The 26987-nt window shown below is 61.2% G+C and carries 23 protein-coding genes; 16 read left to right on the forward strand and 7 right to left on the reverse strand.

Annotated elements, in window-relative coordinates:
- Nucleotides 1–188: 188 nt before the first annotated feature.
- The 6 genes from pstS to H559_RS19505 all read left to right on the forward strand — a co-directional run bounded on the left by pstS (nt 189) and on the right by H559_RS19505 (nt 6687).
- Complete coding sequence (gene pstS / locus H559_RS0108195; RefSeq protein WP_028452309.1) at nt 189–1226, forward strand: phosphate ABC transporter substrate-binding protein PstS; 1038 nt, start codon at nt 189–191, stop codon at nt 1224–1226.
- A 104-nt stretch (nt 1227–1330) separates the two neighbouring features.
- Complete coding sequence (pstC, locus tag H559_RS0108200) at nt 1331–2287, forward strand: phosphate ABC transporter permease subunit PstC (protein WP_028452310.1); 957 nt, start codon at nt 1331–1333, stop codon at nt 2285–2287.
- 19 nt (nt 2288–2306) lie between these two features.
- Nucleotides 2307–3146: a phosphate ABC transporter permease PstA gene (gene pstA, locus H559_RS0108205; RefSeq protein ID WP_051279120.1), complete on the forward strand. Its 840-nt coding sequence runs from the start codon at nt 2307–2309 to the stop codon at nt 3144–3146.
- 30 nt (nt 3147–3176) lie between these two features.
- On the forward strand, nt 3177–3944 hold the full coding sequence (pstB, locus tag H559_RS0108210) for a phosphate ABC transporter ATP-binding protein PstB (protein WP_028452312.1): 768 nt from the start codon (nt 3177–3179) through the stop codon (nt 3942–3944).
- Between the two features lie 138 nt (nt 3945–4082).
- Entirely contained in the window at nt 4083–5663 is a 1581-nt protein-coding gene (locus tag H559_RS0108215; protein WP_028452313.1) for a methyl-accepting chemotaxis protein, read from the forward strand.
- A gap of 184 nt (nt 5664–5847) precedes the next feature.
- A complete protein-coding gene (locus H559_RS19505) occupies nt 5848–6687 on the forward strand; it encodes a Cof-type HAD-IIB family hydrolase (protein WP_034640389.1) in 840 nt (279 codons plus the stop codon).
- Nucleotides 6688–6806: 119 nt separating this feature from the next.
- Here the strand turns inward: H559_RS19505 and H559_RS0108225 are convergent, their stop codons facing one another.
- Nucleotides 6807–7451 carry a carbonic anhydrase gene (locus H559_RS0108225; protein WP_028452314.1) on the reverse strand — a complete coding sequence of 215 codons (645 nt, stop codon included), beginning with the start codon at nt 7449–7451 and terminating at the stop codon, nt 6807–6809.
- Between the two features lie 270 nt (nt 7452–7721).
- On the opposite strand from H559_RS0108225, the gene H559_RS0108230 reads away from it, so the two are divergent.
- From H559_RS0108230 to H559_RS0108240, 3 genes are all read left to right on the forward strand, one after another.
- Nucleotides 7722–8270: a cytochrome b gene (locus tag H559_RS0108230; protein ID WP_028452315.1), complete on the forward strand. Its 549-nt coding sequence runs from the start codon at nt 7722–7724 to the stop codon at nt 8268–8270.
- An 84-nt stretch (nt 8271–8354) separates the two neighbouring features.
- On the forward strand, nt 8355–8912 hold the full coding sequence (locus H559_RS0108235; protein WP_028452316.1) for a YceI family protein: 558 nt from the start codon (nt 8355–8357) through the stop codon (nt 8910–8912).
- 89 nt (nt 8913–9001) lie between these two features.
- A complete protein-coding gene (locus H559_RS0108240) occupies nt 9002–9571 on the forward strand; it encodes a YceI family protein (protein WP_028452317.1) in 570 nt (189 codons plus the stop codon).
- Nucleotides 9572–9672: 101 nt separating this feature from the next.
- On the opposite strand, the gene H559_RS0108245 is transcribed toward H559_RS0108240, so the two are convergent.
- Together H559_RS0108245 and H559_RS0108250 are read right to left on the reverse strand one after the other, a co-directional pair.
- On the reverse strand, nt 9673–10107 hold the full coding sequence (locus H559_RS0108245) for a hypothetical protein (protein WP_028452318.1): 435 nt from the start codon (nt 10105–10107) through the stop codon (nt 9673–9675).
- Entirely contained in the window at nt 10107–11015 is a 909-nt protein-coding gene (locus H559_RS0108250; protein ID WP_034640394.1) for a LysR substrate-binding domain-containing protein, read from the reverse strand. The genes H559_RS0108245 and H559_RS0108250 overlap by 1 nt, the downstream gene beginning before the upstream one ends.
- A 112-nt stretch (nt 11016–11127) precedes the next feature.
- On the opposite strand from H559_RS0108250, the gene H559_RS0108255 reads away from it, so the two are divergent.
- The 3 genes from H559_RS0108255 (at nt 11128) to H559_RS19510 (ending at nt 12890) form a co-directional block, all read left to right on the forward strand.
- Nucleotides 11128–11826 carry a pirin family protein gene (locus H559_RS0108255; RefSeq protein ID WP_028452320.1) on the forward strand — a complete coding sequence of 233 codons (699 nt, stop codon included), beginning with the start codon at nt 11128–11130 and terminating at the stop codon, nt 11824–11826.
- Nucleotides 11827–11952: 126 nt separating this feature from the next.
- Nucleotides 11953–12486 carry a hypothetical protein gene (locus tag H559_RS0108260; RefSeq protein WP_028452321.1) on the forward strand — a complete coding sequence of 178 codons (534 nt, stop codon included), beginning with the start codon at nt 11953–11955 and terminating at the stop codon, nt 12484–12486.
- Nucleotides 12487–12665: 179 nt separating this feature from the next.
- The gene (locus tag H559_RS19510) at nt 12666–12890 is read left to right on the forward strand and encodes a hypothetical protein (RefSeq protein ID WP_034640396.1); all 225 of its coding nucleotides are present in this window, start codon (nt 12666–12668) and stop codon (nt 12888–12890) included.
- Between the two features lie 174 nt (nt 12891–13064).
- Here the strand turns inward: H559_RS19510 and H559_RS0108270 are convergent, their stop codons facing one another.
- Complete coding sequence (locus H559_RS0108270; RefSeq protein ID WP_155845339.1) at nt 13065–14033, reverse strand: GNAT family N-acetyltransferase; 969 nt, start codon at nt 14031–14033, stop codon at nt 13065–13067.
- A gap of 398 nt (nt 14034–14431) precedes the next feature.
- Here H559_RS0108270 and serS point away from each other — a divergent pair, with 398 nt between their 5' ends.
- The gene (gene serS, locus H559_RS0108280; protein WP_028452324.1) at nt 14432–15706 is read left to right on the forward strand and encodes a serine--tRNA ligase; all 1275 of its coding nucleotides are present in this window, start codon (nt 14432–14434) and stop codon (nt 15704–15706) included.
- A gap of 306 nt (nt 15707–16012) precedes the next feature.
- Here the strand turns inward: serS and katG are convergent, their stop codons facing one another.
- A complete protein-coding gene (gene katG / locus H559_RS0108285; RefSeq protein WP_028452325.1) occupies nt 16013–18223 on the reverse strand; it encodes a catalase/peroxidase HPI in 2211 nt (736 codons plus the stop codon).
- Between the two features lie 384 nt (nt 18224–18607).
- Here katG and gntK point away from each other — a divergent pair, with 384 nt between their 5' ends.
- Complete coding sequence (gene gntK / locus H559_RS0108290) at nt 18608–19138, forward strand: gluconokinase (protein WP_028452326.1); 531 nt, start codon at nt 18608–18610, stop codon at nt 19136–19138.
- A gap of 11 nt (nt 19139–19149) precedes the next feature.
- Entirely contained in the window at nt 19150–20487 is a 1338-nt protein-coding gene (gene gntU / locus H559_RS0108295) for a gluconate transporter (protein ID WP_028452327.1), read from the forward strand.
- A gap of 76 nt (nt 20488–20563) precedes the next feature.
- Here the strand turns inward: gntU and H559_RS0108300 are convergent, their stop codons facing one another.
- Both H559_RS0108300 and H559_RS21620 read right to left on the reverse strand, forming a co-directional pair.
- Entirely contained in the window at nt 20564–23320 is a 2757-nt protein-coding gene (locus H559_RS0108300; protein WP_028452328.1) for a M16 family metallopeptidase, read from the reverse strand.
- Between the two features lie 75 nt (nt 23321–23395).
- On the reverse strand, nt 23396–24280 hold the full coding sequence (locus H559_RS21620) for a helix-turn-helix transcriptional regulator (protein WP_028452329.1): 885 nt from the start codon (nt 24278–24280) through the stop codon (nt 23396–23398).
- Nucleotides 24281–24980: 700 nt separating this feature from the next.
- Here H559_RS21620 and H559_RS0108315 point away from each other — a divergent pair.
- Entirely contained in the window at nt 24981–26924 is a 1944-nt protein-coding gene (locus H559_RS0108315) for a glycosyl hydrolase family 18 protein (RefSeq protein ID WP_245579349.1), read from the forward strand.
- Nucleotides 26925–26987 lie beyond the last annotated feature (63 nt).

A 26987-nucleotide genomic window follows, 5' to 3' on the forward strand; every position in this document is an offset into this window, starting at 1 on the left:
GTTCGATGGCTCTCAAAGGGGAAACGGCGATACTAGCAACCCAGCCGGACAGGGTCAAACCCGCCGTCCGGTTCAAATCATTGTCGCCACGGATTTGTAATATTTCGGAAATACTCGCCCGTTAAGATGCGTCCAGATCGAAAAACCGCGCCGCCCCGGCCGGCAACATTTCACAAACGGAGAAAACCATGACCCTGGGTCACAAACTGCTCGTAACCGTAGGCCTGTCGGCCGGCCTGTTCACCCACGCCATCGCTGGCGACATCACCGGTGCCGGTGCGACCTTCCCTTTCCCGCTGTACGCCAAGTGGGCTGAACAGTACAAGGCTGCAACCAAGACCGGCCTGAACTACCAGTCGATCGGCTCCGGCGGCGGCATCAAGCAGATCCAGGCCAAGACCGTTGATTTCGGCGCTTCCGACAAGCCGCTGAAAAAGGAAGAACTCGACAAGGCCGGCCTGATTCAATTCCCGACCGTCATGGGCGGCGTGGTTCCGGTTGTCAACCTGGACGTAGTCAAGGGTGGCGAGCTGAAGCTGAATCCGGCTGTTCTGGCTGACATCTACCTCGGCAAGATCAAGAACTGGAACGACAAGGCCATCGCGGCACTGAACCCCAACGTCAAGCTGCCGGATCAGGCCATCACCGTCGTATACCGCGCCGATGGCTCGGGCACGACCTGGATTTTCACCAACTACCTGTCCAAGGTTTCGACCGAGTGGAAAGAAAAAGTTGGCAACGAAGCTTCCGTACAATGGCCGACCGGTGTGGGCGGCAAGGGTAACGAAGGTGTTTCCCAATACGTAGGCCGCATCAAGGGCTCCATCGGCTACGTGGAATACGCCTACGCCAAGCAAAACAAGATGGATTTCACCCAGATGCAGAACAAGGCCGGCAACTTCGTTCAGCCGGATGACACCACCTTCAAGGCCGCCGCTGCTTCGGCCGACTGGAAGGGCACCCCGGGCTTTGGCGCAATCCTGACCGACCAGGCTGGCAAGGATGCCTGGCCGATCACCGGCGCCACCTTCATCCTGATGCATGCCAAACAGGACAAGCCGGAACAGGGTACCGAAGTGCTGAAGTTCTTCGACTGGGCTTACAAGAACGGTGACAAGACTGCTCTGGAAATGGACTACGTTCCGATGCCGGACAACGTAAAGAACGAAATCCGCAGCAACTGGAAGCAGATCGTCGGCGCCAACAACGCGCCGGTCTGGAAGTAATTTCCTGCACCGGATGAGCGGCGACCATTACAATCCGCCGCTAGCCATGCCACAGCAACAGGAGCTCGCGCTCCTGTTGCTGCTCTTTTTCCCTGGATACAACGATGACTGCGCAAGAACTTCGCCTTAAACAGCAGAAAAGACAGGATGCTGCCTTTCGCATCTCCACGCGCCTGTTTGCCATTCTGGTGCTGGTGCTGCTGGCCGCCATTATCGGCTCCCTTGTTTACGGTGCATGGCCAGCCATCACCACCTACGGCCTGCCCTTCATTACCACCGTGGAATGGAACCCGGTCACGTCTGCCTATGGCGGCTGGGATTCGATCTACGGCACACTGCTTACCTCCTTTATCGCCCTGCTGATCGCCGTGCCCGTCAGTTTCGGGATTGCCGTTTTCCTGACGGAACTCTCTCCGATCTGGCTGCGCCGCCCGCTGGGTATTGCCATCGAACTGCTGGCCGGCGTGCCGTCGATCATTTTCGGCATGTGGGGTCTGTTCGTTTTCGCTCCGTGGTTTGCCGACAACATCCAGCCCTGGCTGATGGAGCACGTGGGCACACTGCCCTACGTCGGCTGGCTGTTCCAGGGGGCGCCGATGGGTATTGGCCTCTTTACCGCAAGCCTGATTCTCTCGGTCATGGTCATTCCCTACATTACCTCGGTCATGCGCGATGTGTTCGAAGTAACCCCGGCCATGCTGAAAGAATCCGCCTACGGCCTTGGCGCCACCACCTGGGAAGTCGTGTGGAATGTCGTCATTCCCTACACCAAGAACGGGATCATCGGCGGCATCATGCTGGGCCTGGGCCGTGCACTGGGCGAAACCATGGCAGTTACTTTCGTGATCGGCAATGCCCACCGCATCCCCGGCAACCTGTTTGATCCGACTACTTCGATCGCCGCGACACTCGCCAATGAATTTGCCGAAGCTGCCAGCGAAATCCACATTGCCTCGCTGATCTACCTGGGCCTGCTGCTGTTCCTCATCACGTTCGTCGTGCTGGTTGCATCCAAGATCATGCTGATGCGCCTGCAACGCAACGAAGGCGCTCATTCCTAAGCCCGAGGACACCAAGACCATGCTTACCCTTTACACTCGCCGCCGCATCACCAATTTCGCAACGCTGAGCCTGTCCATGGCGGCCATGGCCTTTGGCCTGTTCTGGCTGCTGTGGATCATGTACACACTGATCAGCAGTGGTGCCAGCGCGATTTCCATCGACCTGTTTACCAAAACGACACCGGCCCCCGGCAGCGAAGGCGGTCTGGCCAACGCCATTCTCGGCAGCCTGCAGATGACCATTGGCGGCACGCTGCTGGGCACGCCGATCGGCATCCTGGCCGGCATTTATCTGGCCGAATTCGGCAGCAAGGGCTGGGTTGCACCCACCACCCGCTTCATCAACGACATCCTGCTGTCCGCACCTTCCATCGTGATCGGCCTGTTCGTCTACGGTGCCATGGTGGCGCAGATGGGGCACTTCTCTGGCTGGGCAGGTATCGTTGCACTGGCCATCCTGGTCATTCCGGTCGTGCTGCGCACTACTGAAAACATGCTGAAGCTGATTCCGACCGCGATGCGCGAAGCCGCCTACGCACTGGGTTGCCCGCAATGGAAGATGACGCTGTTCATCACCCTGCGCGCCGCCAAGTCCGGCGTGATTACCGGCATTCTGCTGGCTGTGGCGCGCATTTCCGGTGAAACCGCTCCGCTGCTGTTTACCGCACTGAACAACCAGTTCTACTCGAACCTGAACCAGCCGATGGCCAACCTGCCGATGGTGATCTTCCAGTTCGCGATGAGCCCCTTTGAAGACTGGCATGCGCTGGCCTGGGCCGGCTCGCTGCTGATCGGCCTGTTCGTGCTTGGCCTGAACGTGCTGGCGCGCATCCTGACCCGCCAGCAAGGCTCGCACTGATACCCCTGACGAATTCACGAGACCACGACCATGACCACCGAACTGAAGCCCAAGATTGCCGTCAAGAACCTCAACTTCTACTACGGCAACTTCCACGCCCTGAAGAACATCAACCTCGACATCCTTGAAGGCCACGTCACCGCCTTCATCGGCCCGTCGGGCTGCGGCAAGTCCACTCTGCTGCGCACCTTCAACCGCATGTATGACCTGTACCCGAAGCTGCGCGCCGAAGGCGAAATCCTGCTGAACGGCCAGAACACCCTGTCGAGCAATATCGACCTGAACATGCTGCGCGCCAAGGTCGGCATGGTGTTCCAGAAGCCGACACCGTTCCCGATGTCGATTTACGACAATATCGCCTTTGGCGTGAAGCTCTACGAATCACTGTCCAAGTCCGACATGGACGACCGCGTCGAGTGGGCCCTGAAAAAAGCCGCACTGTGGAATGAAGTCAAGGACAAGCTGCGCCAGTCCGGCCTTGGCCTGTCCGGCGGTCAGCAGCAGCGTCTGTGCATCGCGCGCGCCGTATCAGTCAAACCCGAAGTACTGCTGCTCGACGAGCCGACTTCGGCGCTGGACCCGATCTCCACCGCGCACGTGGAAGAACTGGTGCACGAACTCAAGCAGGACTACACCATCGCCATTGTGACCCACAACATGCAGCAGGCCGCGCGCGTATCCGACTACACCGCCTACATGTATCTGGGCGAGCTGGTCGAAGTGGGCGAAACCGACGCCATCTTCACTACGCCCAAGCAGAAGGCAACGGAAGACTACATCACCGGCAAGTTCGGCTGACCCCCTCCCCTGCCCGCAAAAAGACGGCTACGGCCGTCTTTTTGCATTTTTCATATCAGCGACTGCTGATGAAACATCATTGTCATACCGGCTGCGTATCGTAACGGTGCATATATCCACCTCCGAGTACCCCGTCGCATGCGCATTGCCCGCCAGCTCAAGCTAGTCACCCTCATCACCGTCACCGCACTGAGCGCCGCCCTGCTGCTGGGTGGCTGGAATCTTTACCGCCTCGATACCGAATTCGGTGCCTACCGCAACAGCCAGCAGAGCACCCGCCTGCTGCTGGCCATGAAAGCCGACATGCTCGGCATCTCGCGTGCCGACCCCATCCTGCCCGACACGGCGGGCCGGCTGGACAGCGCCGACGCCAGCGTCCGGCGCAATGCCGCTGAACTGGGCGCCCTGCTCGACAGCACCCGGGCCGGCGAGCTGAACACGCTGCTCGGCACAAACTGGCAGAATTATCTGAAGCAGTTCCGCAGTGCCGTGCAGATTGCCGAGAGCAGCCCGCAGGATGCACTGAGCATTCCCGAACAGATCTACCACACCGAGCTTGAGCCCCTGCTGGGGCAGTTCGATACCATCGTGCAAAGCGAAAGCCGTCACGCCAGCCAGCTGGATGCCGAGATCACCCGGCGCATCCGCCAAGTTGTGCTGGGCGTACTGATACCGCTCAGCGCCGCCGCGCTGCTGATCGTCCTCTCGCAGCTTGGCTTTGCGCGCCGCCTGCAGCGGCAGTTGCGCGACATGGCCACCGTGGTCGATGGACTGCGCAACGGCAATCTCACCCGCCGCATGCCGACACCGGCGGACGAGCTGGGTGAACTCGGCAGCGCCATCAACACGTTCATCGACAATCTGGTGCGCATCCTGGGCGACACGCAGAAAGCCAGCACCGACATGCGCGAAGACGCCCGCAGTGTCAGCAAGCTCGCCAGCGAAGTCTCGGGTTACGCCAGCCAGCAACAGCAGCAGATCGTCGAAATTCGCAGCGCCTGCAGCACGATGAGCGAAGCCATCGCACATGTCAGCATCCAGGCCGAACACACCGCCGAATCCTCCGGCCAGGCGCACCATGCCGCGCAATCCGCCCTGGCAGCCGGCACAGCCACGACCGCCAATCTGGCCAGCCTCTCGCAGGAATTTCATGCTGTCGAGCAGAGCATGCAGCAGCTCACGGCCGCTTTTGGCCGCATTGTTGCTGTCAGCGACACCATCAAGGACATTACCGAGCAGACCAATCTGCTGGCGCTCAACGCGGCCATCGAGGCGGCGCGCGCCGGCGAGGCCGGGCGCGGCTTTGCCGTCGTTGCCGACGAGGTGCGCAAGCTCTCGCAGACCACCGCCGAATCCACGCTCAATATCCAGCGCATTCTCAGCGAAACCCGCCAGGTCACCGAAAACACGCAGCAACGCATCGCCACGGCAGGCTCCCTGCTGGCTACCTGCAACCGTGATGGCGCCACGGTGAGCGGCGCCATCACGCACATCCATGAGCTGGTGAGCCAAGTCTCCGGCAAGATGGAAGCGATTGCCAGCGCCGTCGAAGAACAGACCGCTGCCGCCGGCGCCATCGCCGACCGCGTATCCGGCATGGTGGAAGGCATCCAGGCCACCGCCAGCGACAGCGAAGCCATGCGCGCCGAAATGGGCGGGCTACTCGGCCTGGCGGACACCCTCGAACAGGGCATGCAGGCCTTCCAGCTATCCCGCTAGAATCCGGGGTATTGCCCTATGGCCATTTTCTGAAAAGGGCCATGGGGCAATACGGCCAGATGTATCGGCATGCTCCCGCCGGGCGGGCCCATACGGTGTTCTGACAATGGCATTAATTGCGCAGGCAGCCGACACTGATGCCGCTACAATTCTGCCTCATCCTCTCGCGCCGGAGCTCCCCGCCATGCTGCACGTCATCGCCACCGATCTGGATGGCACCCTGCTGGATTCCGAACACAAGATTGCCGACTTCACCGCCCTGACCCTGCGCGAACTCAGCGCCCGCGGCGTGCAGCTCGTCATCGCCACCGGCCGCCATTTTCTCGACGTACGCGGTATCCGCGAGGTAATCGGCGTCGATGCCTACCTGATCACCTCCAATGGCGCACGCGTGCATGACGCGCACGACAATGAAATCTTTGCCGAAAACGTCGACCCGGCGATTGTCCGTACACTCCTGCAACCCGAATTCACCGCCGGCACGCTGGCCAACCTGTATGTCGACGAAGGCTGGCTGGTGGACCGCGAATGCCCGGAGCTCATCGGCACCTACTATCAGGACTCCGGCTTCGGCTATCAGGTCACCGATTTCAGCCGGCACAGCGGCGACGGCGTTGCCAAGGTGCTCTACATTGCCGACCACGCCACACTGGAGCGCATCGAAGCGCTGATCCTGGAGCGTTTTGGCGACGAGCTCTATATCACGTTTTCCGCGCATGACTGCCTGGAAATCATGGCGCCGACCGTTTCGAAAGGTCACGCGCTGACCGCCGTGCTCGCCCGTCTGGGCGTTGACGCCGAACACTGCGCAGCCTTCGGCGACGGCCAGAATGACATTGAACTGCTGGCAGTTGCCGGGCACGGGCACATCATGGCCAACGCCAGCCCCAAACTGAAGGCCGCCCATCCCGCATTGCCGGTGATCGGCAGCAACCACGAACACGGCGTCGCCACCCGCCTGCGCGAACTCTTTGCCCTGCCGGCACTGACTGATAACGGCGTACTGCGCGACAGTCATACCTGATCCCGCACCATTCATGGGTATGGACCTGCAGCCCAATATTTAAAATGACTACAAGCCTATACCCCAAAAAAAACAGCCCGCATCATGCGGGCTGTTTTTTTTGGGGGGTATGTGGCGCTCTAGAGCGCGGTCACCAGCGGCTGGAACACATTGTTCTCCTGGCTGAAGTCGTACAGCGAGCCCTTCTCGATATCGAAATACCAGCCGATCAGGCTCAGCTTGCCCGCTTCGACGCGCTCGGCGATGAAGGGGAAGGACATCAGATTGTCGAGCGAGACGATGATGGCGGCCATTTCGCAGGCACGCAGCTGTTGGGCCTCGGTCTTGTGGGCCAGCTCGGCCAGCACCTGCTCGCGCGCACTCTGCGCGATCTGTACCCAGCGACCGACAAAGTTGGCCTCGGTCTTGGCCGCATAGCCCTTCATCAGCGCCGAAATGCCGCCGCAGGCCGAATGTCCGAGCACGACGATGTGGCGCACTTCCAGCTCGCACACCGCGTATTCGATGGCGGACGACACACCGTGGTAGGCGCCATCCTTTTCATAGGGCGGCACCAGATTGGCGACGTTGCGCACGACGAACAGATCGCCCGGGTCGGAGTCGGTCAGCAGCGCCGGGTCAACGCGCGAATCAGAGCAGCCGATCACCAGTGTCTTCGGGTGCTGGCCACGCTTGAGATCATCGAACAGATCGGACGAATGTTCGCCAAAATACTTGTGCTGGAATCGGCGGAAGCCGCCGATAAACTTGCCAATTTCTTCCATTCACACTCCCTGCCTGTCATTTCACACCGCCAGCGGATGCCGGGCGGCGCAACCTGTGCGGTTTTTCACCGTCTGATGCGAAGCGAATTCTACCGTTTTTCATGGTACAGCGGTCCGGTTTGGGCAAGAATGAGGCAGGTGCTGACAAGACACGTCAACACCATCATTCATATTTTTTGAATTTAACACGCAAATAATTCCGATTTCTCGGGCACGGAACATCTTCTAGAATGCCCTCATCATTCAATTTATTTGGATAAGGAGCACACCATGAGTCGTCCAGCACCGCAAGGCTACGACAAACTGCAGATTCTGCTGCACTGGGGCGTTGCCCTGCTGATCGCCGGGGTATTCAGCCTCGCGCTGATTTTCGACGACATGCCGCTCTCCCCCGCCAAATTCGGGCTGATCGGCTGGCACAAATGGCTGGGCATCATCGTGCTGCTGCTGGCCTGTGCGCGACTGGCCTGGCGCATCATCCGCGGCGCACCGAAAGCCGACGCGGCGCTACCGGCCTGGCAGCGCGGTCTGGCCACCGGCGTGCATCACCTGCTCTATCTGCTGATGATCGCCCTGCCGCTCGCCGGCTGGCTGATGAGCTCGGCCAAGGGCTACAGCGTCATCCTGTTCGGCAAGATTCCGCTGCCCGATCTGGTGGGCAAGGATGAAGCGCTGGGACATTTCTTCAAGGAAGCGCACGAGCTGATGGCGTGGACGCTGCTGGTACTGGTGCTGCTGCACGCGGCAGCGGCAATCAAGCACCACGTGATCGACAAGGATACGACACTGGCACGCATGCTGCCCTTCCTGCGACGCTGAACCAGACCTGCAATGCAACACAGACGGGGCGGCATCCCGAACGGCCATGCCAGCCCTGCATCCCAAACCACTGGAGTACACATCATGTTCAAACCCCTGTTGCTCGCCGGCGCACTGGCGCTGGCAAGTTCCCCGCTGTTTGCCGCACAGACCGTCGTGCCCGGCAAGAGCTTCATCGACTTCACCTTCACCCAGATGGGCGGCAAGGTGGATGGTGGCTTCAAGGCTTTCACCGGCAAGGTGAATTTCGACCCGGCCAAGCCGGAAAAAACCCAAGCCGAAATCGTCGTCGACCTCAACACCATCGACGTCGGCGGCCCGGACGGCAACGCGGAGGCCAAGAAAAAGGCCTGGTTCAATGTGCCGGCCTTCCCGAAAGGCACCTTCACCGCCACCAGCGTGAAGGCGCTCGGCGGTGGCAAGTTCGACGTGAAAGGCAAACTGACCATCAAGGGCATCACCCGTGATGTGGCTGGCCCGATGACGGCCACGCAAGTCGGCGACCAGCTTGAACTCAAGGGCTCGGTGGCACTCAAACGCCTGGGCTTCCAGCTTGGCGAAGGCGCCTGGGCCGACACCGAAACCGTCGCCGACGAGGTCGTCGTGAAATACAAGCTGCTGCTCTCCGGCAAGCCGGACTGATCGCAGAACGCAAAACCAATCCAGCAGCGTGATTACTGCGCAGCACGCTGCACCTGACTCGCGCAGATGAAACCCCTGGAGAACACACCATGAAAAAACTGCTGATTACCGCCCTGCTGGCCACTGCGGGCTTTGCCACTGCCGCCCCGATGAACTACAGCATCGATCAGTCGCACACCTACCCGCAGTTCGAAGTCGATCATCTGGGCTTTTCCACCCAGCATGGCCGCTTCAACAAGACCACCGGCACCATCGTGCTGGACCAGGCCGCCAAGACCGGTTCGGTTGACATCAGCATTGACGCTGCCAGCATCGACACCGGCTGGGCCAAGCGTGACGAGCATCTGAAATCGGAAGACTTCTTCAACGTCGCCAAATTCCCGGCCATGACCTTCAAGAGCAAGAGCCTGAAGTTCGAAGGCGAAAAGCTGGTTGCCGTTTCGGGTGATTTCACCCTGCTGGGCGTGACCAAGCCGCTGACACTGAAAGTGGAAAACTTCAAGTGTGTGGAATCCCACCCGATGGCCAAAAAGCCGTGGTGCGGCGCAGATGCCACCGCCACCATCAAGCGCAGCGAATTCGGCATGAAGACCTATGTGCCGGCCGTGGGCGACGACGTGAAGCTGACCATCCAGATCGAAGCGATGGGCGGCAAGTAAGCGCCACCACCCCAGCAAAAAGCCGGCATAAGCCGGCTTTTTGCTGGGTATTACTCTGCAGCCATTGCGGATAAATGGCTAAAGCCACATACCCTGCAGCATTAATTCGCCAGTTGCGGGCATTCGGTCGGCTTTGCACAGCGGCGCGGCATAGCCGGACGCACACCGGGTTCGATGTCGTAATTCAGTGTCAGTTGCCACTCGTGGCCGGGCTGCCAGGCATCCAGCTGCGTGGTACGCAGGCACGCCACTGGCTCGCCGTAGCGCAAGAGCCGCACCGCGGCGGCGGCGGCACGCTCAGAACATTCAGCCACGCCCTCGGCACGCCAGCCATGAAACATCCCCTGCGCATCCGTCCAGCCCAGCGCCAGCGAGACAACTCGCGCTGTGCCGCCCAGCGGTGCCACATCAATGCGTGCTCCATCCTGCTCCGCCAGCCAGGCCAGTTCGATCCCGGCAGGCTCAGGCTCTGCGGGCGGCGACGCGGGCTGGCAAGCGGCCAGCGCCAGCAGCAGACAACACAGTACCGCGCGCATCAGCGCTGCATCCAGCAGGCAAAGCCCTGATCGGCTTCGAGCCTCCGCACCCACCATTGCAGCGCCTGCCCCTGCCCGTCATTGCGCCAGGCCATGCAGCAGCGCGCCGCGCTCAGCGGGGATTCCAGCTGGCGGATCACCAGCTGCCCGGCGTCTACTGCCGGGCGCACCAGCGGTAACGGCAGATTGCCGCAACCCAGTCCGGCGATCTGGGCGGCGAGCTTGGCCTCCATGTCCGGGACATTCAGCTTTTCCTGTCCGGCCAGGAGGCCCACCGTGCGCGGCAACAGGCTGCGCGAGCTGTCGCTGACCACCACGGCGCGGTGCTGCTGCACCACGGCCGCCGGAATCGGCTCAGGGTGGCTGGCCAGCGGATGACGCGGCGACACGGCAAACACCATCGGCACCTCGCCCATCGGCCGGCTGAGATAACCACCGCTGGCCGCCCCATCCTGCGTCGCGCCCACCAGCAGATCCGCACGGCGCTCGTGCAGCGCATCCCAGCTGCCGCCGAGCGATTCACGGCTGATGCGCAGCCTCGTGCCACTGCCGAGCGCATCGAATTCGGCAATCAGCGGCAGCAGTGGCGTCAGCGGCAGAATCACGTCCACCGCGATCAGCAGCTCGGTTTCCCAGCCGGTGGCGACCCGCTTCACCCGGCATTCCAGCTCGCCCGCCGCGCGCAGCAGATTGCGGCCGTCTTCCAGCAGCGCGCTGCCTGCGGGCGTGAGCTTCGCGCGGTGACCACTGCGGTCAAACAGCTGCACGCCAAGGTCGTCTTCCAGCTTGCGCACCATATATGTCACCGCAGAAGGCACGCGGTGCACTTCTTCGGCGGCGGCGGCAAAACTGCCGCGCCGCGCGATGGCGTCGATCACTTCCAGCGATTCCAGGTTCAGCCGCAGCATCGACCACTCCATGCAAAAAATTTGACCATGAGGGTCAATATATTTCGGCCTATGCCCGCAAGGCAAGTCTTATCATGACCTCATCAATTCAAAATACATGAAGGAGATCGCCATGCTGACCCGCCGCCCCGCCCATGAACGTGGCCATGCCAATCACGGCTGGCTCGACAGCCGCTTCAGCTTTTCCTTTGCTGAATACTACGACCCGGCACACATGCATTTCGGCGCGCTGCGCGTGATCAACGACGACCGCATCGCCGCTGGTGGCGGCTTCCCGATGCACCCGCACCGCGACATGGAAATCATCACCTATGTGCTCGACGGCGCAATTGCGCACAAGGACAGCATGGGCAACGGCTCGACCATCCGCCCCGGCAACGTACAAAGAATGAGCGCCGGCACCGGCATCCTGCACAGCGAGTTCAACCCGCAGAACGATGCGGCTACGCACCTGCTGCAGATCTGGATCATGCCGAACGTGAAAAACGTCACGCCAAGCTACGAGGAAGCCGAGTTTCCGGAAAGCGAAAAGCGCGGCCGCCTGCGAATCGCCGCCAGCCCCGATGGCCGGGATGGCAGCGTAACCATTCACCAGGATGCGAAGCTGTATCTGGGCCTCTTCGACGGCACGGAATGCAGCGTGTTTCCGATTGAAGACGGCCGCCGCGTGTATGTGCATCTGGCACGCGGCGAACTCACGGTCAATGGCGAACGCCTGACTGCCGGTGATGCGCTGATGCTGACTGGCGAGCCGCTGCTGACACTGGGTGACGGCGTGAATGCCGAGGTGCTGGTGTTTGATCTGGCGTGACGTCTGGAAAACACGGGACAGCCCATGGCTTTGCGCCATAAAACCGTGGCTGTCCCCTGTTTGTTTGCAGCCGCGCATCACGCCTGCGTGATAGCCTTGGCAGCAAATCGACGAACAGGAGTCACGATGCAGGCCGATCCGCAAGCGCTGAGTGCACGCTTTCGCGAGCTGGACGAGGCCAGCCTCCTGCGTATCGCCCATGCGTCACCAGAAGAATATACGCAACTGGCCATCGGCCTCGCCCGCGAGGAGCTGGCACGACGCGGCTTTGATTACCAACTGCACCACGGCACCGCCGCAGCCCGCAGTGAAGCACACGAACGGCAGGCCGCCCGGCAAGCGCAGGGGGCAACGCGCAGCGAACGCCGCAAGCGCCAGCAGGCTTACTGGCTGTATTACGCCTTTACTTGGCTGGGCGCATTACTGCTGCTACGCAGCAGCGTAGGTCGTCTGGATGGCGCGGAAGCCTTTCTGGCGCGGGTTAGCGCCACGTTCGCACCGCATTTGTGGGTTACGAATCATCATGTCGATTTTGCCTTTGGCCTGCCCGTATTTGCCGTGCACGCCGCCTGCGGCTTCTGGCTGATCGACCGCAGCCCGCGCTGGGCAAGCTGCTGGCTGGTGACACTGATGCTGCTGCTGGCCATCAACATCTGGTGAGCCAGGCTGAATGTTTGCAGACCGCCGCGCTCCCGTGACTGCGGTGACGCACCACTCGGAACGAGACGCCTTATCAGCATACATGCCAATGTATGCACTCCAAACCAATTTTGATAAATAGCCACAGCCAGATACCCATCAGTAAAACTGCCCCCCCACGTCAGGCCGTCGTCATCTGGGTGCTTCTGGATGCTGAAGCAGAGGCATTTAATGAAGGCAAGCATGGTCTTGTTGCTCGAGAGCACTTCACCTTTGATGACGGTGAGGCGCATGTTGCGCGCAGCGAACTCACGATAAATCGCGGGCGCCAGGCTGCCGGTGATGCGCTAATGTTCACCAGCGAACCGCTGCTGACACCGGGTGACCGCGTGAATGCCGAGGAGCTGGTGTTTGATCTGGCGTGACCGTGAATACCCTCCATCCCATCAGACAAAACACCTTTGCCCTATTCGCCTAGAAGCCTATACACAACAAGGCCGCCATGTCCTGACGACCTTGTTGTTTCAGCAGCAGGCCAGATGCCTACACCAGCCCCCCGTTACGCCCACACTCTTATCCGGACCCGGGGCGTAAACAGCTCAGATGCGGCGCTCATAGCTCCAGTTCACCGGTTCGAAAAACCGGGACCAGAAACCCAATGCCTCCAGGTTTGTGGTTTCGCAATCTACCGCCATGAAGCTGCGACCCTGCTGCAGCCCATAATCGACCAGAGCGGCCAATAATTGCCGGGCAATCTGCTGGCCCCGCAGTTCCGGGGCAACAAATAGCCCGCTGATCGAGAGATTGGCCGGGTCTTCCAGGCTATAGCTGACATCAAACTGCGAACCTTCCGCCTTGATATAGCCGCATATCTCGCCCTGCTGCACGGCAACCAGAGCCACATTCCCATCTTCATGCAACCAGTCATGCCACTCCTGCGCGCCCCAGGCGCGAGGGGCAGGAAGAAAAACCGGCGATGCCCCGAGGTGTTGAGCGAGCTGCCCGTTGAACTGGCACAAGGCAGCACTATCATTGCCCGATGCCAGCCGGATCGTAGCGGCGCTTTCCTGTCGTGTGGCGGCCGACAGCATGTTTTGCAAGTCAGCCATCGTCTGAACCCGGTCGGTGACGATGCGCCCGAACCCGCTCAGGCTCAAGGCCTCCATGACTGCCTCATCGTACGCGTAAACGCTGATGGCATGCACCGGCGTGCCTTGCGACACCGCTCGCGCGGCCATTTCCCGGTACAGCAGCCGATAGCAGCGGATACGGGTCGTGACATCAAGATCTACACGGGCGCCGTTGGCCCAGTCCGGGCAATATTCGCCCGGGCCTAGATTGCGAAAGTTATCGATGCGAAAGCTGGCCCAGTAGGCCAGCACATCTTCACTCTCGCAAAGCGCCAGAACGCGACCATGCTCCAGCATCCAGCCAAGGCGGGCAGCAAAATCACTGGCACTACGGCGAGGCAAACACGGGTGGCTCTCGCGCAATACGCGATGCCGGGCAAGTGCGATGGCGACAGGCTGGGAAAGTTGTTGCTGATTGAGTAACTGAATCGTTTTCACGCAAGTTTCCGTATGTGGATGCGCGCACCATTACCTGAATGTAATGAATACGCGAGCCACTTCCGGAAAGCGCTCTACCGGTGCGCTTGGAGCAGAACGCAGGAAGTGGCACGCAACAGCGGGAATATTTGGTTAGTGGTACCCATACGACCTCCTTACGAATTTACCGACGAGATTCATCACAATAGAGTGGCAATGGATGCGAGTCTATGCCTTGACATGATTTCCGCAAGATTTGTTAAATCCTACGCTTTCACTAAAAGCGAATGATTGGTTCAGTGCTGATCATGCCTATGCTCTATGGAAAAACGATAGAGGCAATGCGCAAACACCCCATCTCCAGCCCTCTGCCGGCATGGTGTAGAATCTGCCTTTTGCTTATTCGACCCGAGCCCGCCATGCTGGACATCAATCTGCTGCGCAACGATCTGGACGGCGCTGCCGCCCGCCTGAAAACCCGCAAATTCGACCTCGACACCGCCGCCTTCTCGCTGCTTGAAGCCGAGCGCAAAACCCTGCAGACCAAGACCCAGGAACTGCAGGCGCAACGCAACAGCGTGTCCAAGTCCATCGGCCAGGCCAAGGCCAAGGGCGAAGATGTGGCCCCCATCATGGCGCAGGTGGAAAACCTGAAAAGTGAACTCGCCGCCAGCGAAACCGCACTTTCTGATCTGCAGGGCAAGATGGAAGCGCTGCTGGCCGCCATCCCGAATGTTCCGATGGATTCGGTGCCGGTCGGCAAGGATGAAACCGAGAACCGGGAAATCCTCCGCTGGGGTACGCCGCGTTCGTTTGATTTCGAGGTGAAGGATCACGTCGATCTGGGCGCACCGCTGGGGCTGGATTTCGAAACCGGCGCAAAACTCTCCGGTGCACGCTTTACCGTACTGAAAAGCCATATTGCCAAGCTGCACCGTGCACTGGCTCAGTTCATGCTGAACACGCACAGCAATGAACACGGTTACGAAGAGGTCTACACCCCGTATCTCGTCAACGCGGCCAGCATGCATGGCACCGGCCAGCTGCCAAAGTTCGAAGAAGATCTCTTCAAGGTGCCGCACAACGACAGCTCGCTGTACCTGATCCCGACCGCCGAAGTGTCGGTGACCAATTTCGTGCGCGACACCATCCTGAAGATGGATGAGCTGCCGCTGAAGTTCACTGCCCACACCCCGTGTTTCCGCTCCGAGGCCGGCGCCTATGGCCGCGACGTACGCGGCATGATCCGCCAGCACCAGTTCGACAAGGTGGAGCTGGTGCAGATCGTTCATCCGGAACAATCAGAAGCTGCGCTGGAAGAACTCACCGGCCACGCCGAACGCATCCTGCAGCTGCTGGAGCTGCCGTACCGCAAGGTGCTGCTGTGCACCGGCGACATGGGTTTCTCCAGCCAGATGACTTACGACCTGGAAGTGTGGCTGCCGGCGCAGAACACCTATCGCGAGATTTCCAGCTGCTCCAACATGGGCGCCTTCCAGGCCCGCCGCATGCAGGCGCGCTTCAAGAACGAAGCGGGCAAGAATGAACTGGTGCACACGCTGAACGGCTCCGGCCTGGCCGTCGGCCGCACCTTGGTCGCCGTACTGGAAAACTACCAGAACGCCGACGGCTCGATCACCGTTCCAGCAGTGCTGCGCCCCTACCTGGGCGGCATTGAGACGCTGCGCGCATAAGCGACTGTCATTGCATCACCCGAAAAAGCGCACCAGCCGGTGCGCTTTTTTCTTGCCTCCCCTCTTCCTGCATGCAGCCCGGATCAAGCAGGCCCAATCCTATATACATAACAATGTATAAACATAAAGCCATTCATTGATAAAGGCCAAACGCATATACCTGCTAAATTCTTACATCCCAGTCGGCTATGACTGGACCAGCAAGGCTCCGATCATGCCGTCCAGACAACGAAAAAGGCTGCTTCAGGGTTGAAGCAGCCAGCAGGTGGCAAGAAGCCAGCATTCCGGCCGGAATGCCCTTGTGATTTATTGCAGATCGAAGCGGTCGAGGTTCATCACCTTGCTCCACGCGGCGACAAAGTCACGCACGAACTTGGCTTCAGCATCGCCTTGCGCATATACCTCGGCCAGCGCGCGCAGCTGCGAATTCGAGCCGAACACCAGATCGACGCGCGTTCCGGTCCATTTCACTACGCCAGTTTTGCGGTCACGCCCTTCAAAGGTATCACCGGCTTCCGTCAGTGGCTGCCAGGTCGTTCCCATGTCGAGCAGGTTGACGAAGAAGTCGTTGCTCAGGGTTTGCGGCCGCGCGGTGAATACGCCATGCGGCGTATTGCCGGCGTTCGCACCCAGTACGCGCAGACCGCCGACGAGCACCGTCATTTCCGGCGCCGACAGCGCCAGCAATTGGGCGCGATCAACCAGTAATTCTTCGGCAGCCACCCGGTAGCTCTGCTTCTGGTAGTTGCGGAAGCCATCGGCCTGCGGCTCGAGCGGCGCAAACGAAGCAGCGTCGGTCTGGGCCTGGGAAGCGTCAGTCCGTCCCGGTGTAAACGGAACAACAACGTCGTGCCCGGCCTTTTTCGCCGCAAACTCGACTGCCGCGCCGCCAGCCAGCACGATCAGGTCAGCCAGCGAGACCTTCTTGCCCCCACTCTGCGCGCCATTGAATGCACTCTGGATCCCTTCCAGTACGCCAAGCACGCGGGTGAGCTGCGCGGGCTGGTTCACTTCCCAGTCTTTCTGCGGCGCAAGGCGGATGCGTGCGCCGTTGGCGCCGCCACGCTTGTCCGAACCACGGAAAGTCGACGCCGATGCCCACGCGGTCGAGACGAGTTCGGCCACCGACAGGCCGGACGCCAGCACCTTTCCCTTGAGGGCAGAAATGTCGGCGGCGTCGATCAGCGGGTGATCGACGGCCGGGACCGGGTCCTGCCAGATCAGGTCTTCCGCGGGCACTTCCGGGCCGAGGTAGAGTGCCTTCGGGCCCATGTCGCGGTGCGTGAGCTTGAACCAGGCACGGGCAAAGGCGTCGGCAAAGGCCGCCGGATCCTGGTGGAAGCGCCGTGCAATCGGCTCGTAAATCGGGTCGAAGCGCAGGCTCAGGTCGGCAGTAGTCATCATCGGCGGGTGTTTTTTCGCCGGGTCGTGTGCATCCGGAATCAGGTGCTCGGGTTTGCAGTTCTTGGCCACCCACTGCTTCGCACCGGCAGGGCTGCGGGTCAGCTCCCATTCATAGCCGAACAGCATGTCGAAATAGCCGTTATCCCAGGTCGTCGGGTTGGGTTTCCATGCACCTTCGATGCCGCTGGTGGTGGTATCGCCCCCCTTGCCTGTGCCAAAGCGGTTGATCCAGCCCAGGCCCTGGGCTTCGAGCGGGGCAGCTTCCGGCTCGGGGCCGACGAGTGCCGGATCCCCCGCGCCGTGCGCCTTGCCAAACGTATGCCCGCCGGCGACCAGCGCTACCGTTTCCTCGTCATTCATCGCCATGCGGGCGAACGTCTCGCGCACATCGCGGCCGGAGGCTACCGGGTCCGGATTGCCGTCCGGGCCTTCCGGGTTCACATAGATCAGCCCCATCTGCACGGCGGCGAGCGGGTTTTCGAGCTGACGCTCACCGCTGTAGCGGCTGTTTTCCTTGTCGCTGGTCGCGAGCCATTCCTTTTCCGCACCCCAATAGATGTCTTCTTCCGGTTGCCAGATGTCGGCCCGGCCGCCACCGAAGCCGAAGGTCTTGAATCCCATCGACTCGAGCGCGACATTGCCGGCCAGAATCATCAGATCGGCCCAGGAAATCGCGTTGCCGTATTTCTGCTTGATCGGCCACAACAGGCGCCGCGCCTTGTCGAGGTTGCCGTTGTCCGGCCAGCTGTTCACCGGAGCGAAGCGCTGGTTGCCGGTGCCGGCGCCACCACGGCCGTCCGCAGTGCGGTAGGTGCCGGCACTGTGCCACGCCATGCGGATGAAGAGACCACCGTAGTGGCCCCAGTCGGCCGGCCACCAGTCCTGCGAATCGGTCATCAGCGCTTTCAGGTCGGCCTTCAGCGCGGCGTAGTCGAGCTTCCTGAAGGCTTCGGCATAGTTGAAATCCGCATCCATCGGGCTGGATGCCGGTGCATGCTGGTGCAGGATGCCAAGGTTCAGCAGCTTGGGCCACCAGTCGCGGTTGGAGCGGGTGCCAATGGTGCTGCGGGCACCATGCTGGCCGCTGAACGGACATTTGCTTTCATTGCTCATCGGGAACTCCTTTCAGTGCACGTCGTGCAGGTTTGGAACATGCACCAGCTTAGACAGAGCCTCCGGTCAGAGCCATGTGAATAATTCAATCACGACAATCCATTAAAGCTATTGCTTAAATAATTTCAAATGTTTTTGACTATCGAAATTAGCTAAGACATATTGCCAACCCCGCCGGCAACCACCCCGACTTTCGTAACGCCACTCACATCGACTACAGGAAAACCTGTATCCAGCAGCGACAAACGGACATAAAAGTGACAAAGCCGCCGTTTTTTCGATGAAATGCGGTAAGGGGACTTGCCAGACTCCGTAGTCTCGTCGCATTATGTTACCCGTAACAAGTTACCGGTAACATCAAACCAATAACCCGGAGTCGATACCATGAACCCTTCCAGCACCCACAAGGTGTATGTCCTGATGGGCGTATCCGGCAGCGGCAAATCCGCTGTCGCCAGCGCCGTCGCCCAGGCCACCGGCTGCGCCTTTCTCGATGGCGATTTCCTGCATCCTCGCGCCAACATCGAAAAAATGGCCAGTGGCACGCCGCTTGACGACGCCGACCGCGCGCCCTGGCTCGCTGCGCTCAATGACGCCGCCTTTGCCATGCAGCGGACCAATGCCGTCTCGGTCATCGTCTGTTCCGCACTGAAAAAGCGCTATCGTGACCGCCTGCGCGAAGGCAATCCGGGCCTGTCCTTCATCTATCTGCGCGGCGATTACGCCACCATCGAGGCGCGCCTGCTGGCTCGGCAGGGGCATTTCCAGAAAGCCGGCATGCTGACCTCGCAGTTTGCCGCGCTGGAAGAGCCGCAAGCCGACGAGGCTGGCGTGTTTGTCGTCGACATCAGTCAGCCACTGGATGGCGTGGTTGCCGATGCCCTCAGCCATATCCGGCTGCAAGCCAGCAAATAAGGAGGTTAGCCATGGATACCCTAACTCTCGTACTCACGGCACTGGGATCGGTGCTGCTCTTGCTGTTTCTGGTGATGAAGGCGCGCATGCACGCCTTTATTGCGCTGATGCTGGTGTCGATCGGCGCCGGTGTGTTTTCCGGCATGCCGCTGGACAAGATCGCCGAGACCATGCAGAAAGGCATGGGCGGCACGCTGGGCTTTCTGGCCATCGTGGTCGCGCTCGGCGCGATGTTCGGCAAAATCCTGCACGAGACGGGCGCCCTCGACCAGATCGCGGTAAAGCTCCTGCACAAGTTCGGTGAAAACCGCGCGCACTTTGCGCTCGGCATCGCGGGCCTGGTGTGTGCGCTGCCGCTGTTCTTCGATGTGGCGATCGTGCTGCTGATCGGCGTGGTGTTCGCCGTGGCGCGCCGCACCGGCGGCAATGTCGTGAAGCTGGCGATTCCGCTCTTTGCCGGTGTTGCTGCAGCGGCAGCGTTCCTGCTGCCGGGCCCGACGCCGATGCTGCTCGCTTCGCAGATGAATGCCGATTTTGGCTGGATGATCCTGATCGGCCTCGCGGCAGCCATCCCCGGCATGCTGCTGGCCGGCCCGCTGTTCGGCAACTTCATCAGCAAGCACGTGACGCTTAGCCTGCCGGAAGACGTGAGCGAGCCCAGCCTCGGCCAGCACCAGATGCCCTCCTTCGGCTTCTCGCTGGCGCTGGTGCTCTTCCCGCTGCTGCTGGTCGGCTGCAAAACCATCGGTGCGCGTTTTGTCGAGCCGGGCACCTCGCTCTATCACTGGCTGCAGTTCATCGGCCACCCCTTCACCGCGATTCTGGCGGCGTGTCTGGTTGCCATCTATGGCCTGGCCATCCGCCGTGGCATGAGCAGCGACAAGGTCATGAACGTGTGCAGCGCCGCGCTGCAGCCGGCAGGCATCATCCTGCTGGTGACCGGTGCCGGTGGCGTATTCAAGCAGGTGCTGGTCGATTCCGGTGTTGGCCCGGCGCTCGGCAACGCACTGATCGGTGCCGGCCTGCCGATTGCGCTGGCGTGCTTCGTACTGGCTGCAGCGGTGCGCGTGATCCAGGGCTCGGCCACCGTTGCCTGCCTGACGACCGTCGGACTGGTACTGCCGGTGGTGGAAACACTGGGTTTCTCCGGCGCGCAACTGGCGGCCTTGTCAGTCTGCATTGCCGGCGGCTCGATCGTGCTCAGCCATGTGAATGATTCGGGCTTCTGGCTGTTCGGCAAATTCACCGGCGCCACGGAAATCCAGACGCTCAAAACCTGGACCATCATGGAAACGATTCTGGGCACGACCGGTGCAGTCGTCGGCATGGTGGCCTTCACGCTGCTGTGATTGCCATTCAATAAATCAAAGGGTATTGCCCTGCAGCCATTACTATAAAATGGCTGCAGAGCAATACCCATGGGCTTTACTTCGCCACCTTCCACATCCGCGCAAGATCCTCGTCGCCGAAGGCCGTACTGCAGCCCTGGGTGACCAGGTAGGCGCTCTGCGGGGTGAGCCAGCGCCGTGCCGCTGCATTGATGCTGTCCACCGTGAGCACCTTTTGCAGATCGGGCGCGAGCCAGCTGCGGTCTTCCCCGTAGCGCAGGTGGAAACTCATGGCGCTGGCGTAATCGGAGGGCTTCTGCGGCCGGTCCGCCAGCATTTTCTGTTCGCGCTCGAGGACGGCAGTGAGCTCCTGCGCGCTGATGCCTTCGCGCTTGAGCTGTGCCAGCTCCCGGAGTGTCAGCTCGACCATTTTGCTGCACTGGTCAGAAGGGCCGACATTCCTGAGCTGCAAGATCGCCCCCTGCCCCGCTCCCAGATCGTACTCACTATGCACGGCATAGCTCAGCGCACCATCGAAGCGCAGTACAGGGAGCAGCCGCTGCCGCAGGATGTCCGACAGCGCTTCCAGCAGCCAGGCATCGCGGGCCGTCACCGCCTGCGGTGTCGCAAAGCGCCAGTTCAGCCAGGCCTCATGCCGTGCCGGCCCGGCCAGCACGTGAACCGGGCTCAGCGGCATCAGGCTGATCGACCGCAGCTCCGGACGCTGTTGCGCCAGCCTGAGCGATCCCAGGTAGCGCTGCACCAGCGGCTTGATGGCCTCCGGATCGGCAACACCGGTGATGCTCAGGCGCAGTAGCGCCGGGTTGGCGAACAAGGCCTGGTGCGCAGAGCGGATTTCGCTGGTGATCAGCAGTTTCACATCCTGCTCCGACCACGGCTGCCAGGGCCAGGCCCGGCCATGGGCCAACAGCGACACCTGATCGCGGCGATCACCATTGAGCCATTTGTTGATCTGCTCAACCGTGAAATTGCGTGCGCCCTGATCGTGCGGCGGCTCTTGCAGCATCAGATAGAGCACCTGCAGCGTCGTTTCCAGCTCGGCCGGTGCAGCTTCCCCGCGAATGCCATGTTCTTCGACGCCCACCCAGGGCTGCAGCATGAAATCGTGGCCGGTCAATGCGTCCAGCCACTGCTGGCGGGTAAAGCCATCCAGTCCCGTGCTGGTCATGTAGGTCGGCAGAGCGGCGCCGGCCAGGCGCAGGGGTTCGGGCAAGCCCAGCATGCCGCCATCGCCGCGCAGCGCAATGCCGATGCGCTCGTCCGGCTGCAGACGGCGCTGCCACAGTACCTCGACCCCATTGGCCAGCTGCCAGATCCCGCCGCCTGCCACACTCTTCTCTGTCCTGATCCCGCCCGGTTCTGGCAGCGAAGCCAGCAGCTTGCGGTTTTCCACCTTGCGCTGCCCGCCGGAAAGCTCGCTCTTGACTACCCTGTCGCGAATGGCCGTGACATCGGCAAGATCAACCACACCAAATTTGCCAGCGTCATCATTGGGCGCGCGGAACACGCCGGCCACCAGACCGGGGCTTTGCAGCAGTGCATCCAGCGCCGCCTGCAGCGCGGCGGGCGTACTGGCGGCTTCAAACGCCGGCAGGCGGGCCAGCCAGTCGGCTGCCGTTTCGGGCAGGTAACCCTGCGCGACATGCAGGCGCAGAATGTTCGCCCAGCCTTCGTTCGTCAGCGGCTGGCGAGCATTCGCTTCGGCAGTGGCACGGTACAGGCGCTGCGCTTCGGCAACCTCGTCGGCGGAAAAACCGTTGCGCCGCGCACGCTCGGCTTCGCGCAGCACGGCTTCCAGCGCCGGCAGCACCTGGCCGCTTTGCGGCTGGACGACGAGCGACCATGCCAGCAGATGCGGAACACTGTCCTCACGGTAGAAGTCCGTAGTCTCGAAGACCGGGCCTGTCTGTGCCTGCAGCCGGCGCTGCAGGAGCGAAAGCAGCAGGAAACGCTGGTAATCACGCAGCAGCCCGGTGTCGGTCGGCACGCCGCCCCACACTTCGATCCAGCCCCAGCCCACGCGCGAGCTGGCAAGGCCGCTGGCCTGATAATTGGTGAACAGGCCCAGCTCGCGCAGCGGCTCGGCCCTGGGCCGGGCGGGTGGCTGCGGACCCGCCGGAACAGTGGCAAAGGCCTGTTGCACCTGTTTTTCCACGACTGGCGCATCAATATCGCCGGCCACGATCAGTGTGATGCGCGGTCCGACATAATTGCGGCGATAAAAGGCTTTGATGCGTGCAAGCGGCAGACCTTCGATGACCTCGGTCTGCCCGATCGGCATGCGGTTGCTGTATTCGCGCCCCGGATAGAAGGTATCCAGGAAATCCAGCCAGGGGCGCATGTCGTTGCTGCGCATGCGCAGTTCGTCAACCACGATGCTGCGCTCGGTGGCCAGCTCGCCGGCATCGAATTCGATACCGCCCGCCCAGTCGGCCGTCAGCTGTACCGCGCGCGCAACGCTATTGCTGTTGACGCTGAAGTGGTACACGGTTTCCTCGAAACCGGTCCAGGCATTGCTCTCATTGCCCCAGCGCATGCCCTGGCTATTGAGGAAGTCGACCACTTCACCCTTGCCGAAATGCGTCGTGCGGCGAAAGGCCATATGCTCGACCAGATGGGCAATACCCTGCTCGTCATCCAGCTCGTCACGCGAGCCGGTATCGACCTGCAGGCGGAAATCAACCTTGCCCGGCGGATTGGCGTGCGGCTGGATCAGATAACGCACGCCATTCTGCAGACGCCCTTCCAGACGCCCTTCCTGCCGCGCCGCGCTTGTGGCGGCCAGCGCCAGGCTGGACAGCAGCAAGAAAGCCAGCCCTGCAATCAATCGCATAATGCTTACTCCGTAATTTCAACGCGCCAGCATAGTACGTGAAGCCGGCGGGCCGACTTGACGAAAATCGCCTTTTTACGCGCGCCGCACCGGAATTCGCAGCTCCCCGTCCAGCATTTCGCCCTGCTCACGCCACAGCCCCAGGTGCGGGCGACGGGCGTCGACCGTCCACAGCGACTGCTGCTCCAGCCATTCGGCGTACAGCCAGCGAAATTGCGCACCGGGGCCGCGATAACGCAGGCACAGGTAGTAGCCCCCCGGCAGCCTGTCGGCCAGCCAGCCAGGTGGCGGCGGCGCATCACTGATGATTGCCCAGTCCTGTACGCCTTCATCACCGGCAATGAAGGCCGGGTCTTCCCGGGTAATGCCGCAGCAGAGCGGCGACGCGGCCGCAACCGGCAGGCTGGCGGCCAGCTGCAGCCAGTGCGTACCGGCGCGATTGCCCCAGAGGCCGAAAGCGCGTGCCAGCCACACCGGCTGGGGCCGGCAATACCGCACGCGCGCCTGACGGGGTATATCGGGCTTGTGTACTTCGAGTGCAGCCAGCAGCGCCTCGTCGCCGATGTCGTCGGGGTCTGATTCGTGCAGCCTGCGCCAGCGTGCCTGGATGGCCAGATGGAAATCGCGCCAGCCTTCCGCCCGCCAATCGCGTGGGCTGCAGCCGAAGGCCTGGCGGAAATTGCGGGAAAACACGCTGTCGGACGAAAAACCGCTCTCATGGGCAATCTGCAATAGACCAGTCTGCTCGTGGCGGACGCGCAACGCGGCCTGCAGCAGACGGCGGCGGCGCAGATAGTCGATGGGGGTATGTCCGGTCAGATCGCCGAACATCCGCTCGAAATGATCACGCGAATAGCAGGCCAGCCGCGCCAGATCATCCAGCCGCCAGGGCTCGGCCAGCCGGAAATCGAGCTGGCGGCACACGGCAAGCAGGCGCAACTGGCGGGGGTCAAACTCCACGACAAGGCAATCCGGTTCCAGACAGACGGGCAGTGTAACGGATTACACCAGCCATGGCCCTGTCCTTGCCGCCCCCTCCCTGTCGCCCGGATGTGTGTTCACCGTGTGACAATCACCTGCCGTTCATCGGAAATAAAAGTGAAAATAAACCGCCAGCGTCTATCCGCTACCCCCAACCATGGCAACAAGCCTACTGGCATTAGGCTGTACGAAGAAATGAACCAGCAATTTCAGAACGGGGACATAACACCTGTCATTCCGACTGAAACCAGCACGCTCCAGCAACACCATCTATTCCTCGTACACATGGCAATGGCATATTGCCTAACCACTTTCCTTTAATAAAACGAAAGCATTAAGACAACACGAGAACGGCAGGCAGCAATCGGCCCCTCCTGCCAATACCACTCGTCCAGAGCAAGAATTCCGACAGCAAAGCCGCATTGACAGCGATCCGTGCAAATGAAAAATTGGCTGCGTCATGAATGAACAGAAGTCGGACGAAACGGCCAATTTGCAGCCCGAACACATAACTAACGCGCAATTACCCATTGCTCACCTGGCCAATAAAAACAAGGCAAGACATCCCTTCGTTCCGTTTCATTCATCGGCAATGCATCCGGCCATTCCGGACTGCAGGATGCGCAAAAGGCACCTCCGCAACGGTGCCTGATTCCAATCAGGAAGTGAGGATTTTCAAATGATGAAGCTGTTCCGTCTGGCTGCACTGCCGGCTGCCATGCTTGTTTCCTATGCACACGCCTATCCGCAATGGGTGGAAGGCAATACTTACAACGCTGGCTCCTATGTGAGCTATCAGGGTAGCGACTATCAGGCACTGGTAACGCACACCGCCTATGTCGGCACCAACTGGAATCCGAAAGACTCTCCGACGCTGTGGAAGTCGGCCGGAGTCTCCACTGTCACTCCGACCCCCACTGCAACACCGACGGCCACTCCGACACCGGTTCCGACCGCGACGGCAACGCCGACACCGACTCCGACCACAACCCCGACTCCGGCGGCCGGCTGCTATGACGCCTGGAAGTCCGGTACCGCCTATGTCTCGCCGAACCGTGTGACCTATAACGGCCGCAACTACGAAGCGAAGTGGTGGACCACCGACACCCCGAGCAGCTCCGAATGGGGTCCGTGGAAAGATCTGGGCGCCTGCACGGGCGGTACCGTAACCGCAACACCGACAGCCACCCCGACTGCAACTCCGACACCGACGGCCACCCCGACAGTCACACCGACACCGACGGCTACAGCAACACCGACTGCCACTCCGACGCCGACTGCCACTCCGACACCGACCGCGACGCCGACAGCTACCCCGACCGTCATTCCGACGCCGACTGTCACCCCGACTCCGGTTACTGACGGCGCTGCGGCTCCAACCAGCAAGCAGGTTGGCTCCTACTTTGCCCAGTGGGGTGTTTACGGCCGTGACTACCAGGTTGCCGACATCGTCAGCAGCGGCTCCGCCGACAAGCTCACCTTCATCAACTACGCCTTCGGCAACATCTACGCCAAAAACGGTGGTTATGAATGCGGCATCGTGAACAAGGCCGAAAGCGGTGATGGCACCGGCGGCGACGCCTGGGCTGACTTCGGTCGCACCCCGAACCGCCGCGTCGACCCGTCCGACACCATCAAGTGGGACGACAAGCTGGCCGGCAACTTCCGCGAACTGAAGGCGCTGAAGGCCAAGTATCCGAACATCAAGGTCTTCATCTCGCTGGGCGGCTGGTCGTGGTCCAAGTACTTCTCGGCCGCATCGAAGACCGACGCGCTGCGCAAGCAACTGGTGGCTTCGTGCATCGACACCTACATCAAGGGCAACCTGCCGGTGATCGATGGCCGTGGCGGCGAAGCAGCAGCTGCCGGCGTATTTGACGGTATCGACATCGACTGGGAATTCGTCGGCGTTCAGGGTATCGGCTACAACACCGTTGATCCGGTCAATGACAAGGCCAACCACGTCGCACTGATGCAGGAGTTCCGCAAGCAGCTCGACGCGCTCTCCGCCTCGACCGGCAAGCCGTACCTGCTGACCGAAGCCATCGGCGTCGGCTACGACAAGATTGCTGCAACCGATCCGGCCGCGTACATCAAGTCGCTGAACTGGCTGAACCTGATGTCCTATGACTACCAGGGTGGCTGGGATGCGCAAGGCCCGACCGATCATCAGGCCAATCTGTATGACGATCCGGCCAGCCCGCGCTACGGCAAGGCAGGCTATGTCAGCACCGATGGCGCGGTGAAGGCACTGGCCGCAGCAGGCGTTCCGAAGAACAAGATGGTGGTCGGCATTCCGTTCTACGGCCGCGGCTGGACCGGCGTGACCAACGCCAACAACGGCCTGTACCAGAAGTCTTCCGACGCTGCCACCGGCACCTACGAGAAGGGCATCGAGGACTACAAGGTGATCAAGAACCGCGCCGGCACCGTTCACTATCAGGGCGGTCAGTCCTACAAGTATGACGGCAGCACCTTCTGGACTTACGACACCCCGCAAACCATCGCGACCAAGGTGAAGTATGTGAAGGACAACGGCATGGCCGGTGTGATGAGCTGGGAACTCAGCGGCGACACCAGCACTGGCGAGCTGATGACCGAAATGGGCAAGGTCAAGCAGTAAGTCCTGCTCGCAGAAGACAGACCCCTCCCGGCAACGGGAGGGGTTTTTACATTCTGGCTCTGG

The organism is Chitinilyticum aquatile DSM 21506 (genome assembly GCF_000430805.1).
Classification (GTDB): Bacteria; Pseudomonadota; Gammaproteobacteria; order Burkholderiales; family Chitinibacteraceae; genus Chitinilyticum; species Chitinilyticum aquatile.